Below are 16342 nucleotides of genomic sequence, written 5' to 3' on the forward strand. Positions count from 1 at the left end.
GGTAGATTAATTTTAATTACTTCTTTTAAAGTTATTAGCTATAAATAATTCCATATTTGAGAGTGTAGGTTATGTGGAATGATTAGTTTTTAAACCAAGGATTTCTATGAATTCACTGCTTTCTCGGAAAAGTTCTTTATCCAATTTAGATTTTAATTTAAAAACGTATTATAGTGAGCATCTTAGCAAGGCTAAGCAGGAAGAATTAGTATATATCATTAATCAAGCATATGATCTCTCCATTCTATCAACAGAGTTGCTTCATAAGTCCTTAAACCCTCTCTTATCCTGTTATTTTGATAACGTACAAGCTAATATTGTACGTCCCTTTCAGCATTTATTTGCTAATGCTTCGATATTAGAAATAGGCGCTCGCTTTGGTATCGTAACTCGATATTTAGGAGAAAGTGGCGCAGATAAAGTAGTAGCTTTAGAAGAATCGCCTAAAAACGCAGAAATCATTAAGTTACGTACTCGCGATTTAACTAATATTGAAGTGAAAACAGAGCGATTTGAGCAGTTCAATTCAGATATTAAATTTGATGTAATTATTTTAATTGGAACCTTGGAACAAGCTGATAAGTTTATCTCTGATGATGATCCTGCCTCTGCTTTAATAGAGAAAGCAAAAAGCATGCTAAAACCTCAAGGTAAGTTGATCATTGCTACTGAAAATAAACTTGCTTTTGACCCTTTTACGAAAAGTAGTATAAAAAAGCAAAGGAAATTACAAACTCACACTCTATCACAATTAAATAAAATTTTACGGGAGAAGGGTTTTCTAAATAGGGAATTTTATATTCCTTTTCCTAATTATAGAGAGCCAGTATTCATTTTTAATGAAAATGCTTTTTATAATATTAAGTTTGATCCCGTAGTGTTGATTTCTTCTAAAACATTTCAAAATCGATATCTTTCTGCTAATTGGAATAATTTATATGAAGGAATTTGGGCTTCCTTAGTAGAAAATGGTTTGGCAGTAAGTTTAGCTAATTCATTTTTGATTTTAGCTCATATTGAAGATAATCCATCTCAGCCAAGTACACTTGGTTATTATTATAATACACAACGTGCGAAACCCTTTTGTAGAGAAACAGTATTTTTAAACAGTCATGATATTGAAATTAAATCTCAATTAATTAATTCAGACTTGCATCCAACTTTATCAGGGAAGAAATTGTTACATTTTAATTTTATCAAAGCAGAAAAATATATAAAAGGAAAGCTACTCTCTTTAGAATTTACTAATTTGATAAGCAAAGATAATTGGACTTTTAAGGATGTTGGCTCTTTTTTAAAGTCTTACTTAAATTTTGTATGTTCACTATCTAGTTGTAATAAACAACAGGTAGTTACTAATATAAATAGTTTGTTAAATGGTGAATGTTTTAATTTAATTCCGCAAAATATTGTCATCGATGACGAAGGGAAAGCGCATGCAATTAACAAAGAGTGGATTTGGAAAGATAAAATCCCAGTTGGTTATGTACTTTTTCGTTGTTTACTCTCTTTAATAAATAGTATTTCTAAATTTGGGCAAGTTAAACATTTTAACAATGGTACTAAGCTTGAGTTTTTTATAAAAGCTTACCAAGCAGCTGGTTTTAATGTAAAAGAAAGGGATCTTAACCAATATAGTGAGTGGGAGGTTAAGGCTTTAAATGAAATAGAAGAGGCTAATTATACAACACATGATATTTGGATGCCTGATACTGTTCTAGATTTTACCCCAGAAGAAAATAAGATTAATGACTTAGATAACGTAATACTTACCTATGAGAATGAAATTCAAAAATTAAAATCTACTCTTATTAATTATATGGGTCAGATTGACAGTGTTTTTAACTCATTAAGTTGGCGTATAACACAGCCTTTGCGTTCCTTAAAACAACGAGTATGTAAGATTAAAGTAAGAAAGAAGCAGGGCCCGGAAAGCCTAGAAACTGCTAAAGTAGAATATAGTGATTTAAATGAGCATGCCTTGTTGCCAGTAGTAACAGAAGAAAATGTACAAAGAGTAGAGCAAGAAGATTTTAATCAGATTCAGGACCAACAATTAAATATTGAAAAATTTCATAAGCAATTTTACTTAAAAGCTAATGTTGATGTAGCCAATGCGGGAATTAACCCTTATCTACATTATCAATTATCCGGAAAGAGAGAGGGTCGGCTTGGCACGCCCTTTCTTTTTGTTAATGGAAAACATACTTTAGAAGCAAACAAAGAGACAGTTCTTATTGTTAGCCATGATGCTTCCCGAACAGGAGCTCCTATATTAGCTCTAAATTTATGTCAGGAGCTTAATAAAGAATTTAATATTATTACTTTGTTTTTTAATAGTGGAAGCATTGCTAAAGATTTTGTCAATCATAGTAATAAAGTTATAGAAGTAAAACATTTAGATAAGTCAGCTGCCTTTTTAGGTGAATTAATTAAATATCTTAAAAAGGATTATGATATTAAATTTTGTATTGCGAATTCAATTGAGTCTCATTGGATTATAAAACCTTTAGCTGAGCAGTTTATTCCTTCAATTCTATTAGTACATGAATTTTATACTTATACTTTACCACGCACGAAATTTATTAATGCACTTTTTTGGGCCAATATTACAATATTTCCTACTAAGATTGTTCAGGAGAATGTTAAACATCCGAATCTTATAAATATAATAAAAAAAACTCATATATTGCCTCAAGGTAAATGTCAAATTCCAGCAGAAGATAATCTTAGCGATCAAACATCGGAAGCAATAAAAATTGCACAGTTAAAAGAGTTAAAAAAATCTAGTGCGTTTGTAGTATTAGGCGCCGGGAGTGTGCATTATCGTAAGGGTGTTGATTTATTTATTGCTACAGCTGCAGAGATAAAGAGATTATACCCTACTTATAATATTAATATGATATGGGCTGGTGGTGGTTATAATGCTGAAGCTGACATGTCGTATTCCTGTTATCTTGCAGAGCAAATTAAGCGTTCTGATTTAGGCAATACTTTTCAAATTGTAGGAGAAGTGCAAGACTTAGAAGAACTCTATTCAGTCGCTGATGTCTTCTTTCTCTCATCTCGACTGGATCCACTACCAAATGTAGCAATTGATACCATGGTAAAAGGTATTCCCCTAATTTGTTTTGATAAAGGCAGTGGTATTGTGGAGTTTCTTGCAGAAGATGAAGAGACTCGGGAACTTATTATTCCATATGTTAGTGTTAATGAGGCAGCAAATAAGATTGTTCAACTTTTTAAGTCACCAGAATACTATCAATTAATATCAGAAAAGATAAAATTGTTAGCACAAACCAAATTTAATTTTAAACAGTATACTTCTCAAATAATTAATCTAGTTGAGACCCAAATTAAAGTTACTGAGCAAGAAATCCTTGACTGCGCAACGTTAGAAAATTCAGAAGACTTTGTTCATGATTTTTATACCGATGATGATAAAAAACGTACAGAAGCAATACGTAGCTATGTAAGATCCTGGCATCAAGGTGTACATCAGCGTAAGCCTGCTCCTGGCTTTAACCCAATAAAATATGCAAGAGATAACAACCTTTATAATACTCTTTTTGAGCCTTTCGCTCATTATATTAATGCAGGAAAACCAGAAGGCCCATGGCAAGAGACCCTCATTACGCCTATGAGTATACAAACTAAGCAAAATTCTTTGCGATGCGCGATTCATATTCATGCCTTCTATCCAGAATTATTACTAAATATACTAGAGCGTTTGCAAAAAAATAGGATAAGGTCTGACTTATTTATTAGTATACCTGAAACAAAAATTGCAGATATAAGTGCAGTTTTATCAGCTTATGAGGGCGCTTATCAAATTGAGATCGTACCAAATCGAGGTAGAAACTTTGGACCACTACTAACGGAGTTCGCAACGGAATTGCAAACTTATGATATTATTGGCCATTTTCACACCAAGAAAAGCCTAGATCTGCAAGATCCCCATTTTACAGAGAGATGGAATAACTTTATATTCGAAAATTTAATTGGTGGTAGCCATTGTATGGGGGAAATTATTCTAGAGCAATTTGCACAGAATCCAGAGCTAGGGCTTGTATTTGCTGATGATCCTCATTTATTAGGATGGGATAAAAATAAAAAATTTGCGGATCATTTAGCCCAACAATTAAAAATATCTACCTTACCTAGTGGAACATTTAATTTTCCCGTTGGTTCTATGTTCTGGGCAAGGCCTAAAGCTTTAAAACCTTTATTTGATTTAAAACTTACTTGGAATGATTATCCTGATGAGCCTCTGCCTTATGATGGCTCTATCTTACATGCTATTGAACGTTTAATACCTAGCGTTGCCTTAAGCCAAGGTTTTTGTCAGGCAGTTACGTTTGTTCCTGGATTAACTCGGTAAAAAGGAAGATGATGTGAATAAAAAGGTTAAACTAGATGTTTTAACTTCTTTAAGATTTTTTGCAGCAGCAATGATAGTTATTGACCATGCTGCTGCAGAATTTAATACTTTTTACACTTATAAGTTAGCCTTTGTTCAAGGTGTTTCGTTTTTCTTTGTATTATCAGGATTTATTCTAGCCTATAACTATAGTAGTTTTAACAATTTTAAAGATATAAAGCTTTTTTGGAAAGCTCGCCTTGCTCGTATTTGGCCAGTCCATATCACAGCTATTCTTTTAATGATTAGTGTAACGGGCACTGAAAGTTTTGCATGGTTAAATAGTGAAGAAAAAATTTTTATAGGTATTGCTAATATTTTTTTAGTTCAAGCTTGGTTGCCTTATATGAAGTATTGCCTAGCATATAATGCCGTCGCTTGGAGCATTTCTACTGAATTCTTCTTTTACTTTTTGTTTCCTTTTCTTAGAAATAACTGTAGTCGAGCCTGGAAAAAAATATTATTAGTGTTAATTTCGATAGTGTTTTTTAATTTCCTATTAGGGATTTATTTTAATATACCTTTAGATGGGTCTGCTCACTCAATAACATTATCATGGCTTTTATATATTAACCCTTCTATACGCGTATTAGAATTTTTTATAGGTATTATGGCTTATATGGTTTATGAGTCTATTAAACCCGTGAAAGGTACAAAGGTATTCTCATTACTTGAAATCGGAGTTTTTGCTCTGTGTATATGTAGCTTGTGGGCGACACCTAAGGCTGCATATTTAGGTTTTACGGGCCCATGGGCAAATTTAATTTATATGTATTTAGCAAGAAATGGTAGTGCACTAGTATTTGGGGGATTAATTATTATTTTTGCTCTACAGAGAGGGGTAATCTCAGGACTTCTGAAAAAAAATATTTTTGTTTTCTTAGGAGAAATTAGTTTTGCTCTTTATCTAACGCACCGAATTGTATTACGGTTGTTTAGTGATAATGAGCTACTCTTTGCTAATTTTTCCACTGGCCAAACATATTTATTGTATTGGATAAGCAGTATACTTGTAGCATATTTTATATACATCCTTATTGAGAAGCCTTCCCGCACTTTAATTTTGAACTACTCATCACTATCTTTTAACAACAAGCTAAGTTTGTTTTTTAATAAAAAATTAATCAGTCAAGTGTTTATAGGCTTAATAGCACTTAGTATACTACCTTTTTTAAAAGCAGATGGTAGATGTTTAAAAGAAGAATGTACTCATTTAAAGGAAACTGCAATTTATCAAGATATAGCAACTTATCAAGATTTCGCTGTTTTACAAGCGATTGCGGTTGATTCATTGCAAGATAATTTAATATTGAAAATGCTATGGATGGCTATAAATGTTGATGCAAAAATGAAAATTATCTTACACGGTATTGACAAAGATAATAATATTTTCTGGCAGAAAGCCTATAGTTTATCTAAAGCAAAGGGTTTAAAAAAAGGTGAAGAGTGGATAAATCAAGTTCAAATACCACGCGGATTATTTACAAATAATCAAACAGTAGCGCTAGGGATCCTTATGGTTAAAGACAACACTTATTTAATACCTGTCGCCAGTGCTAAGAAATTAGATTTTGATGGTAGAAGAGCACTATTAACATTAACGGAATTTAAGAAGTAAGAGTAAGTTCAATGGATTATTTTTGTGACCTAGAAAAATATAAGCTCATTAAGTGTCTCATTATAGGCGGTGGCGGATTTATAGGCTCCCATTTAGTAGAAGCACTAATTAACCAAAAGTATAAAGTTCGAATTTTTAATCGATCTTGCAATGTAAGCTTTACTGATGAAGTGTTAAACAAAATTGAGTTTATTCAAGGCAATTTTACTAATGAAGCAGCTCTCATTAGCGCCTTAAATGATTGTGATATCTGCTTTCATTTAGTTTCAACAGTTTTACCAAAATCATCTAATATTGATCCTATTTATGATATACAAACAAATTTAATAGGGACAGTTAAACTATTAGATTATGCTGTACAAGCAAGAGTGAAGAAAATTGTCTTTTTGTCTTCTGGTGGAACAGTTTATGGTTCTCCTAAACAATTGCCAATCGATGAAGATCATCCAACTAACCCATTATGTTCTTATGGTATTACCAAACTAGCAATTGAGAAGTATTTAGAGCTTTATTATCAGCTTTATGGATTAAATTACATTATACTGAGATTGGCTAACCCCTATGGTGAAAAGCAGCGAACTAATGCTAGCCAAGGCATTATCCCCATTTTCTTAAAAAAGATATTACGTAACGAAAAAGTCGAAATTTGGGGGAATGGCTCTATTATTCGCGACTATATTTATATCTCTGATGTGGTTAATGCTTTAATTAAAACGATACCTTATCAAGGAGCTGAGCGTATTTTTAATATTGGCTCCGGCGAAGGTAGAAGTATTAACGATATTTTAGAAACAATTGAGTCGTCTTTAGGTCAGCCTATTAAAAAACATTTTACTACAGGAAGAGCATTTGATGTGCCTGCTAGTGTGTTATCAATAGATCGTGCCAAGCAGTTTTTAAATTGGCATCCTAAAATTTCTTTCAGTGAAGGACTTAAGCATACAATGAATTGGTTAAAACGTGAGATAGAAAAAGATAAAGTTTATTAAAGCGTTTATAGCTCTAAATGAGTAAATCATTAAATTAAGTTTAATTATAAAAAGATTTCCTTTTAATTATTGAAAGTTAACTACATAAAAATATATTATTCAAATTAGTAAACTGGCTATCTTTGCTACTTAGTCTATAAAATTTTAAAATGATATTTTCTGATGTATTGTGATAAAACTTTGTTTAATGATATTGCGATCAAAATCAGCAACATATCTAAGACTTATAAGTTATCTAATTCTTCTAGAATTCAAATGAAGAAGGCATTGGATCCTTTCAATAAATATACCATAAAGATTTTTATGCGCTAAATGATGCAAGTTTTATAGTTAACTTATGTCAGGATAAAGAGGAACAAACTTATGAGTAAGTATGATACCGATTTAGAATTTCATCATAATAGTTCGCATGCAAAAATTTTAGACAAAATTTTACCTGATAGTTATGTATTAGAGTTCGGCCCAGCACATGGCGTTATGACAAAATACATGCAAGAAAAATTACAATGCAAAATTTATGCTGTGGAGTTAGACCCAATAGCAGCAAACGACGCTAAGCAATATTGTGAAAAAATGTTAGTTGGTAATATTGAAGAATATACGTGGAAGAATGAGTATGCAGAAATAAAGTTTGACTACATTATTTTTGCTGATGTATTAGAACATTTGTATGATCCTTGGCGGGTGCTCACTGAAGCTAAGCCTCTTCTTAACGATAAGGGAAAAATATTACTTTCTCTTCCTAATATTGCCAATAATGCAGTTATTATGGATTTAATAAGTGACAAATTTGAATATCGTTCAACGGGCTTATTAGATTGTACTCACCTTAGGTTTTTTACAAAACCTAGTATTGAAAAGATGGTTAAGGAATGTGGATATAAGCCCATAAGTATTGATGCAACATTCTTTAAACCACAATTTACAGAATTTAAACGATCCTATTTAGAATTTAATCTTGGCGTTATTAAGTGTTTAAGTGAAAAGCCAAACGGACATGTTTACCAATATATCTATGAACTTGTTGATATTAATAATTTAAGCGTACGTGAATGCCAAATAGAATATCTTAAAGAACCCCTAAATATAGAAATTTTCTACGATACAGGTAAGGATTTTAATCAGGAAGAAAGTATAACTATTTTAGGTCAGGGTAAACACAGCATAGACTTACCTAACTTTGAAATTAAAAGATTACGCCTCGATCCTAATAATAGCCCTGGGATTTTAAAGAAAGCAGTTATACGGGTAGCGGATTGTGAGGGAAATATTTATGATTGTAAAACCCAATTAGTAGGTTTCGATTACTTTTTTGAACAGTATGCGATATGTTACGGCAGTGATCCACAAATAATTATTGATGCTCCAATAGCAAACCCAATAAAAATAATTTTTGAGCTGGATTATCAAGAGATTTATTTTGTGAAAGATGCGATTAATGATCTAGCGTTTATAGAGAAAATGACTGAATTAGAGCCGTCAAAATGAGCCATCAACCTATATTTAGGCAAGTCTTAATCAGACGGCAATTAATTCAAAAGATGTATGAGGCTCCTTATCCCATAAACTAAGAACATAGCCACCACCACCAGAGCCAGTGGGCTTAACTGCTAGGGCACCCTGAGCTAGCAAAAGGTGTATATGATGAAATAAATTTTCACTTATTAATCCCCATGCCTCAAAGCATTCACTACTCTCATTTATTGCTTCAGTAAGTAATAATAGAGATTCACTTAAAGAGTTTTCTAAAGCCTGTTTAGCTTTATTGACAGCGTTGTGCATGGCTTTATCGATATTTTTCGCCAAATTTTTTTGTGTTTCCCATAAATTATTGACTTGGTTAATACAATGAGACGTAATACCAATTTGACCACAAGATGATAGATACCACTGAGGTTGCCAAGCTTGCTTGATAGGCGTAGCTTGCCCTTGTTGAAAATACATTCCTGAAGTAGCTGCAACACCAATAATATCTAATCCACTGCTTTGGCCATGAAATAAGTCTTCTAAACTTTGGGCAAAATCTGCAATATAATCAGCTGTAAGGAGTTTCTGAGCAGCAAACCATCTTGCCATAGCAACACAAAGTGCAGCTGAAGCGCCCATACCAACACCAATTGGAATATTTGAGTCAATATGAAAATGCCCAGTAAGGCGATTAAGGGAATTACCCAATAAATGCTGGCCGCGTTCTAAAACACTCCAAAATAATAAGTGCATATCATTGCCGTTAGCTCCAGAAAAATCAGCACTTAATTCGCTGTTTGAAGGAGTATAACTTAATGTTAATTGTCTGCTTTTAATTGGAAATACTAAAGCGCCATGACCTCGTAAAACAGCATGTTCACCAGCAAGGATCCATTTGCCATGGGTTGTGGTTACAAAATTACAAAACATCATAATTCCCAACTAAATAGTCACGTTTAAACTGCAACGCCATTTCTGTTTGCTCAGGCCTATATAATAAATGAATATTAGGGCCGGCATCCATAGTTACTATCGGACCGTCCCCATACTGCTCCCAGAAGTTTTTTAAGTTGTTTAACACTAATTGCGTGTTATCTGTTATGTACGAGAATGGTTTATCACAGGTTATAAATAATTGATGCATATCTTGAAATTCTTGCCAACAAACCTCAAAAGCTTTTGCCCAGGCTTTAGCTTTCAATGCTTCTAGCAAAACATTTAAATTTTCTTTAGCTCGCTCTGGGCGCTCTGCATAAAGAGGACTCGTTTTAATTAATTCATGTGCCTGGCTTGAAGGGACATTTTTCTCCTCATGACTAATAATAATTACTTGGTGATAGAGTTTAGTATAAGGGAGTTCAATATTATCTACCTTTTCCTCTTCCCAAATTGCCCATGGGGAGAAAAATGAACGACAAGAAGATCCTGAGCCTAAGCGGCTTAGTTGTGCTTGTTCAAGAACAGAAGGTAAAGGTATTTTTAAACAATCGCAAAGGGCCCGAACTGTGCAAATAGTTAAAGCAGCAAAACTAGAAGCAGAGCTAGCTAGCCCACTTCCATGCGGAAAATTATTAGAAGAGCGTACAGTAAAAGAACCGCTATAACCAAAGTGCTGTTTTAAAAAGCCTAAATGTTTTAAAAAACGTATTTGTGCAGACTCTGACAGAGTAAAAGGTAAAGCGCCTGGGATATATAAGGGTTCCCAGAAATCCTTTTTTCCAGGTTGCGTTTCTAAAGTCACGCTCGTTAATAAGTTATTTAATGTATAGGATAAAGATGGGTTCGCAGGTATGTTAAGGGCATCATCTTTTTTACCCATATATTTAATTAGTGCGATATTCGCAGGCGCTTGAGCAAACCACTGCATACATTTCCTCATTATCATTATTATAAGCTTAGATTTAAAAAACGTAACCGTTCAGCTTTATTTCACCAAAATTCAGGTTTTTCCCTGAGTACTTATTTATAAAGTATAGAAAGACATAAAAATTAATGTCCAGGCGCATCGTTCCAAAGAATTTTATGTAACTGGATCTGAAAACGAACGGGTAGGCGGTCTCTAATGATCCAATTAGCGAGCATAGTAGCATCTAGTTCTCGCCAACTGGGAGAAAAAAGAATTTGGGCTTTTTCAGGAAGCTGATATTCTTTTAAAAGGTTACAAGCCCATTCATAATCTTTTTGACTGCATAAAACAAATTTAATTTGGTCAGTTTTTTTTAAAAAATTTAGATTAGCCAATAAATTTTTATCGCACTCACCTGAATCAGGCGTTTTCAAATCCATAACAATATTAACTCGGTAATCAACATTGGTTATAGGTCGTGCGCCGCTTGTTTCTAGAGAAACAGATAAACCAGCATCACATAACATTTTAAAGAGGCTAAAGCAATTAGGCTGGGCTAGAGGCTCGCCACCTGTGACACAGACATACGGACACTCAAAACTAAGAACTCTTGCTAAAACAGCATCGATTTCCATCAACTCGCCACCATTAAATGCATAGGCAGTATCACAATACTGACAGCGTAATGGACAGCCGGTTAGTCGAACAAACACTGTCGGTAATCCAACAGTGTTTGATTCTCCCTGCAATGAGTGGAATATTTCCGTAATACGTAATTTATTACTTGTGAACGTCATAATGTGCTGATGGATTTTAATTTTGCAGCGGCCAGCTCTGCTGTGGGTGTATCTGGATAATTTTTTACTACTTCTTGTAAGCGCTGGCGTGCTTCTATTTCTTGTCCTGATGAAGCTAATGCATAGCCAATTTTCAATAAACAAGCCGCAGTTTTACTTGAGGTCGGAAACCGAGTTAAAACTGTCTCAAAATTTTCAATAGCACTTGCATAATTTCTTTTCACCATATAAAGTTCACCAAGCCAATAATGAGCATTAGCGGTATAACCGCCTTGGGGATATCTGGTTACAAAGTTTTGCATTGCAGCGAGTGCATCATCAAATTGTTTATTTTTTACTAAATCATAGGCAGCAAGATAACTTATTTGCTCATCAGCAGGATTTTTATTTGCTGCAGTTAATGAGCCCTTAAATTCCAGTTTCGCTTTAGATTGCTTTTCATTATAAGGTTTAACTACTGGTGTTTCTGCTTTCTTAGTGCCGACTTCATCAATAGATAACTCTGTTCCAGGCTTCATGCTATTGATTATTTTAGTAGCTGCTGAGGTAGCAGCAGGGTTGCCTGACTTTAATCTTGTATTAATATCTTTATAAAAAGTTGATTGTTGTTCCTGTAGGGCTTTTAAATTATGTGCTTGCACTTCTAGCTGGCCTCGTAACTCTTGCAGCTCTTGTTGCAAACCTTTTAATTTATCCAGCAACTCTACGTTAGTGCTATCATTATTAAGTTCATTATCTTGGGCAAGTGCAATCTCTGCCTCATTATCTTCTAGTTGAGCTTTGGCAACAGGCTGCTCAATAGCAGCCTGTCTATCATCAAAAATCGCAAAATTTTCACTATCGTCTACAACAGGTGCTTCTGCTAAAGCACAAAGCGGAAGAAGACAAGTAAAACAGATAATTAAAAAGCCCTTGGGCGATCTTATCATCTTGTTGCCTCATAAATAAATTCTACACGTCGATTTTGTGCATGAGATGCATCATCATGTCCAAAATTTGCAGGTCGTTCTTTACCGTAGCTTACTATACGAAGTTGCTGTCGATTAACCCCTGCCATACGCATAAGTTCTGCCACTGTATGCGCTCGACGCTCACCTAATGCTACGTTGTACTCTCGACTACCACGTTCATCTGTGTGCCCAGCTAATAATACACGAGCACCAGGATGTGATTTTAAATAAGCCGATTGAGCATTTAAAGAAGCCATGTATTTAGGATTAAAGTTACTATCATCGTAAGAGAAAAGATAGAGTTGGTTATGTGGCGCCTGAGTTGTATAGGATTCACCAGGTGCTTGTCCTGGAAAACGAGTGAATTGGCCTAAACCATGCGCGGCCATATCGCCATCATCATACGCCATCCCAGCACCATTGGGGTTTTTTGAGCAGGATGCCAGCAGGACGATGCTTGCGGCCACGAGCCCCAATTTTGAAAACGATTTAGCTTTCATCCTTTTTCTCCTTTAGCAAATTTATTTTAAATAATGTTAAATAGAAACTTGGAATATTAATCCTATGAGATAGCCATACGTAAGTATGTTACTAAGGCTGTTATGCCTAACTAAGATTGTTATTCCGAAACTATACTTGTATGCCAAAATGGCGGCTCATTGTACAATTGTTTTAACAATTTCGCTATGTTTAACTTCTATCTATTTTTTGTCATTTCTTGTATGGATTACGACAAAATCAGTCAGTCGGGCTGTAAAAAGCTTTGTCGCCTGGTTTGCTGCAACAACACCTCCGTAAGGTGTATCTGATGGGCAGGTTACATGCTCACTAATTATTTCTGATGCAACAACCCGATTATCGGGTACATGAGTTAATACTACTTTAACTGTTAAGTCAATACGGCTAGGCTTGGTTAAAAAATTCTGCTCTAATTCGATTAACTGTGTATCAAGACGGTAATCAGTATTCTCAGTAATCGGCGTTGATGTAACCACAGCGAAATAACCAGAACGTTGTAGACTTTGTAAAATTAGAGGTAATAGCATATCTGCTGGCGTATCTACCCAAGCATTATGAGCATAGGTGCTTAACTCAAAAGGTTTACTAACATAGCGCATATCTTGGCTATCATAGCCGGCTAACGCTTCGGGCTGCGCAACTAAGATAGAAATATTCGAATGATTGGTAAATTTTTTTTCGCTAAATATATCTAATTTATATTCATTCGTAATCGTAGGCTTAACAGAACATGATGTTAATAGATAACCTACACTTAAAATTAGAAGCGTAATTTTTTTCACATTTATTCTCCAGGACCCGGTTTGGGACCAGTTGTGCCTCGAATAATAACGGATGGGTTTTGGCGAAGTTGATTACTAACTTTTTCGAGATTGTTAGCAATCGCATTTAGACGACGCACGAGTGTCAGTATTGGTGGTAGAGTTTGTTGGGAAATTTTATCAATTGTCGTTTTACCAGATTCCATTGTAGTGGTAATACTTTGGCTTGCCTGACTAACTTCAGTTGTTAATTTATTCATACCCTGTTTTAAATCTCTAATCGCAGTTGGGAATTGTTTACTTGTATCAGCCATATTCTTTAGAAAGACATTAGCGTGTTTTATACTGTCAGTAATTTGCTGATTTTGTTTCGACAAAGTATTTGTAAATGATTCAATATTAGCTAATGATTTTTTTAAGTTTGTTGCATTTTCCTTATCTAAAATTTCTTGTAAGCGAACACTGACACTATTAATATTTTCAGAAACATCTTTAAGTACACTATCTAATTGTTTAAATAAAGATGGTTTAGTAGGGATAATAGGATAGGGTTCATGGGGTAATTTTTGTAAAGGTGTTAGGTCAGAGGAACCTGCTGATAAGCCAACATAAGTGTTCCCTGTAATTCCTTGGGTAATTAAGGTCGCAGTGGTGCTAGTAGTAATAGGCGTCCCTTCTGCAATGTTTAAAAGTAGTTTAACTTCTTGAGGATTTAGTTTACTTAACTCAATTTTAGCGACATTTCCTACCTGAACACCGTTGTATTTAACCGGTGAATCTGGACTTAAACCAGATACAGCTTCATGAATATACACAGCATAAATATTGTATTTTTTCTTATCGAGGCCAACTGAAAGCCAAATAGCTGCAATAGCGAGTGCACTCGCTAAGATAATCACCGCTACGCCTACCATCGTGTAGTTGGTTTTTGCTTCCAAAAGTTACTCCAATACTAAGATATTACCTATTTAATGTAATTTATATCTGACACTATACATTGCGATCTAAATAGCTTAAAGCTTCTCAAAATAATCAGCAATCAATGGATGTTGATTTTCCATCAATTCGTTAAGAGGCGCAACTGATAGTACTTGGCCATCGCCAACAAAGGCAACCCTATCTGTTATACGCTTTAATGATTCCATATCATGACTCACCATGACAACGGTTAAATTTAAGGTATCGCGTAAAAATAAAATTAAATCATCAAATAAACGAGCGCTATGCGGATCTAAACCGGTGGTTGGCTCATCAAGAAATAATAACTCTGGATCCATCGCAATAGCTCTTGCAGCTGCAGCACGCCTTTGCATTCCACCACTTAATTCAGCCGGAAATTTTCCGGCTGCCTCTTTAGGTAAGCCTACTAGAGCAATTTTCAGCATTGCTAATTCCTGCATAAATTGCGTATCTAGGGAAGTAAATTCTTTCATAGGAAACATGACATTTTCTAAAACCGTAATCGCTGAAAAAAGCGCACTATGCTGAAATAACATACCCCAGCGTTGCCGAATTTTAAAAGCTTCATGGGACGATAGGGTTGTTAGATCGTGGCCAAATATTTTTAAAGACCCAGCCGTAGGCTTAAGCAACATAAGTAGACTTCTTAAAATTGTTGTCTTGCCACTACCACTACCGCCAATAATTGCTAAAATCTCACCTTGCTTGACTGTCAAATTAACGTCTGAATGCACCCATTGCCCGCCTAAATAATTTTTAAGGCCTTTAATTTCAATAATAGGTTCGGCCATTACAAATCCATCCAGCTATAAATAACAGAAAATATGGCATCAGCAATAATAATTAAAAACAAAGCTTGTACAACACTTTTGGTCGTTTGTGTACCAATACTATCTGCATTGGCTTGTACTAAAAAACCTTGATAACACCCTACCAAAGAAGTAATAAGTGCAAACGCCGGTGCCTTATATAATCCAAGTAATAGTTGCCTTAGACCAACAGAATCTTTAAGGCGTATTAAAAAATCGTAGTAACTAATATCAAGCATCCACTTAGACATAAACATGGAACCTAAGATACTGAAGAAATCAGACCAAAAAATTAATAAAGGGAACATAATAAGTAAAGCTACTACCTTAGGTACCACAAGAAGTTCGGTAGGTGATAATCCCATAGTCAATACAGCATCTAATTCTTCATTAATTTTCATACTACCAATTTGTGCGGTAAATGCCGAGCTTGTTCGTCCTGCAACAATAATGGCTGTAATTAGTGGAGAGAATTCACGAAAAATAGCCATACCTGATAAATAAGCAATAAAGCTATTAGCACCATAAGTTTGTAACTGTAAGCCCATCTGATAAGCTAGAACCACACCAATCAAAAAAGATAATAAGGCCACAATAGGTAAAGCCTGTATACCAGAGGAATCAATATTAGAAGCGATACTTGGCAATCTAAAGTGCCGCCACTGTCCAAACGCTGCAAAAATTTTCGCTGTTAAATCACCAACAAGTGCGATAAATCCTGTAGCTTGATTTAATTTCTGTACACTCTCATAGCCAATGCGATAAAGAAAATTCTTATGGTGATGAGGGGGCGACTTATAGGAAAGTACTTCTTTTTTATCTTCTACTAAATTAAGTAATGCTTCCTGCTGCTTAGAAAAGTCAACCAAAGTGACTGTTTTATTTTGTTCTTTTAAAGAATTGATGAAATCATGTAATGCTAATGCGCCAGCACTATCAAAGGTATCAAGTTTAGCGCCACTAATAACAATAGTATTGGTATTAGCTTCGTGACTTAAAGTTAGTGTATTTTTTAGTTCATCTAAGTAATTTATTGACCATGCCCCTTGACATTGATAGCACTTGTTTTCATTATCAAAGGTAAGCCTAGCAGCTGGTTTTGCCTTATTCATAATTACCATTATTATGGAAAATAGCCTAGGATAATACGAAATCCCTTTTTGCAGCAAAAATATTTAGGATTTACGAAAAATATCAAGGTCAAGG

Annotated in this window: 13 protein-coding genes; 4 read left to right on the forward strand and 9 right to left on the reverse strand. The window is 34.5% G+C overall.

Annotated elements, in window-relative coordinates; genetic code table 11:
- Positions 1 to 106 precede the first annotated feature (106 nt).
- The 4 genes from E1P04_RS12120 (at position 107) to E1P04_RS12135 (ending at position 8515) form a co-directional block, all read left to right on the forward strand.
- Positions 107 to 4381 (forward strand): rhamnan synthesis F family protein, encoded by a 4275-nt coding sequence (locus E1P04_RS12120; protein WP_131783171.1) that lies wholly within the window; start codon positions 107 to 109, stop codon positions 4379 to 4381.
- A gap of 13 nt (positions 4382 to 4394) precedes the next feature.
- A complete protein-coding gene (locus E1P04_RS12125) occupies positions 4395 to 6038 on the forward strand; it encodes an acyltransferase family protein (RefSeq protein ID WP_131783172.1) in 1644 nt (547 codons plus the stop codon).
- Between the two features lie 11 nt (positions 6039 to 6049).
- A complete protein-coding gene (locus tag E1P04_RS12130) occupies positions 6050 to 7027 on the forward strand; it encodes an NAD-dependent epimerase/dehydratase family protein (protein ID WP_131783173.1) in 978 nt (325 codons plus the stop codon).
- A gap of 363 nt (positions 7028 to 7390) precedes the next feature.
- Positions 7391 to 8515, forward strand: coding sequence for a class I SAM-dependent methyltransferase (locus E1P04_RS12135; protein ID WP_131783174.1), 1125 nt, complete (start codon positions 7391 to 7393; stop codon positions 8513 to 8515).
- A gap of 30 nt (positions 8516 to 8545) precedes the next feature.
- On the opposite strand, the gene E1P04_RS12140 is transcribed toward E1P04_RS12135, so the two are convergent.
- From E1P04_RS12140 to E1P04_RS12180, 9 genes are all read right to left on the reverse strand, one after another.
- Positions 8546 to 9424 carry a mevalonate kinase family protein gene (locus E1P04_RS12140; RefSeq protein WP_131783234.1) on the reverse strand — a complete coding sequence of 293 codons (879 nt, stop codon included), beginning with the start codon at positions 9422 to 9424 and terminating at the stop codon, positions 8546 to 8548.
- Positions 9414 to 10361, reverse strand: coding sequence for a diphosphomevalonate decarboxylase (locus tag E1P04_RS12145; RefSeq protein WP_131783175.1), 948 nt, complete (start codon positions 10359 to 10361; stop codon positions 9414 to 9416). The genes E1P04_RS12140 and E1P04_RS12145 overlap by 11 nt, the downstream gene beginning before the upstream one ends.
- 122 nt (positions 10362 to 10483) lie before the next feature.
- Complete coding sequence (gene queE / locus E1P04_RS12150; protein WP_131783176.1) at positions 10484 to 11137, reverse strand: 7-carboxy-7-deazaguanine synthase QueE; 654 nt, start codon at positions 11135 to 11137, stop codon at positions 10484 to 10486.
- Positions 11134 to 12066: a tol-pal system protein YbgF gene (ybgF, locus tag E1P04_RS12155; protein ID WP_131783177.1), complete on the reverse strand. Its 933-nt coding sequence runs from the start codon at positions 12064 to 12066 to the stop codon at positions 11134 to 11136. Before ybgF ends, queE begins: the two co-directional genes overlap by 4 nt.
- The gene (gene pal / locus E1P04_RS12160) at positions 12063 to 12587 is read right to left on the reverse strand and encodes a peptidoglycan-associated lipoprotein Pal (RefSeq protein ID WP_115332062.1); all 525 of its coding nucleotides are present in this window, start codon (positions 12585 to 12587) and stop codon (positions 12063 to 12065) included. The genes ybgF and pal overlap by 4 nt, the downstream gene beginning before the upstream one ends.
- 201 nt (positions 12588 to 12788) lie before the next feature.
- Entirely contained in the window at positions 12789 to 13388 is a 600-nt protein-coding gene (locus E1P04_RS12165) for an ABC-type transport auxiliary lipoprotein family protein (protein WP_131783178.1), read from the reverse strand.
- 2 nt (positions 13389 to 13390) lie between these two features.
- A complete protein-coding gene (locus E1P04_RS12170; RefSeq protein ID WP_131783179.1) occupies positions 13391 to 14305 on the reverse strand; it encodes an MlaD family protein in 915 nt (304 codons plus the stop codon).
- A 75-nt stretch (positions 14306 to 14380) separates the two neighbouring features.
- The gene (locus E1P04_RS12175; protein ID WP_131783180.1) at positions 14381 to 15118 is read right to left on the reverse strand and encodes an ABC transporter ATP-binding protein; all 738 of its coding nucleotides are present in this window, start codon (positions 15116 to 15118) and stop codon (positions 14381 to 14383) included.
- Entirely contained in the window at positions 15118 to 16248 is a 1131-nt protein-coding gene (locus E1P04_RS12180) for an MlaE family ABC transporter permease (protein ID WP_131783181.1), read from the reverse strand. The genes E1P04_RS12175 and E1P04_RS12180 overlap by 1 nt, the downstream gene beginning before the upstream one ends.
- Positions 16249 to 16342 lie beyond the last annotated feature (94 nt).

This window comes from Legionella gresilensis, assembly GCF_900639865.1.
Classification (GTDB): domain Bacteria; phylum Pseudomonadota; class Gammaproteobacteria; order Legionellales; family Legionellaceae; genus Legionella_C; species Legionella_C gresilensis.

What these genes read in the sequence shown, in the direction of transcription:
- E1P04_RS12120 (WP_131783171.1), top strand. Translation starts at nt 107, where the DNA reads ATGAATTCACTGCTTTCTCGGAAAAGTTCTTTATCCAATTTAGATTTT.
- E1P04_RS12130 (WP_131783173.1), top strand. Translation starts at nt 6,050, where the DNA reads ATGGATTATTTTTGTGACCTAGAAAAATATAAGCTCATTAAGTGTCTC.
- E1P04_RS12135 (WP_131783174.1), top strand. Translation starts at nt 7,391, where the DNA reads ATGAGTAAGTATGATACCGATTTAGAATTTCATCATAATAGTTCGCAT.
- E1P04_RS12140 (WP_131783234.1), bottom strand. Translation starts at nt 9,424, where the DNA reads ATGTTTTGTAATTTTGTAACCACAACCCATGGCAAATGGATCCTTGCT.
- E1P04_RS12145 (WP_131783175.1), bottom strand. Translation starts at nt 10,361, where the DNA reads ATGCAGTGGTTTGCTCAAGCGCCTGCGAATATCGCACTAATTAAATAT.
- queE (WP_131783176.1), bottom strand. Translation starts at nt 11,137, where the DNA reads ATGACGTTCACAAGTAATAAATTACGTATTACGGAAATATTCCACTCA.
- ybgF (WP_131783177.1), bottom strand. Translation starts at nt 12,066, where the DNA reads ATGATAAGATCGCCCAAGGGCTTTTTAATTATCTGTTTTACTTGTCTT.
- pal (WP_115332062.1), bottom strand. Translation starts at nt 12,587, where the DNA reads ATGAAAGCTAAATCGTTTTCAAAATTGGGGCTCGTGGCCGCAAGCATC.
- E1P04_RS12175 (WP_131783180.1), bottom strand. Translation starts at nt 15,118, where the DNA reads ATGGCCGAACCTATTATTGAAATTAAAGGCCTTAAAAATTATTTAGGC.
- E1P04_RS12180 (WP_131783181.1), bottom strand. Translation starts at nt 16,248, where the DNA reads ATGAATAAGGCAAAACCAGCTGCTAGGCTTACCTTTGATAATGAAAAC.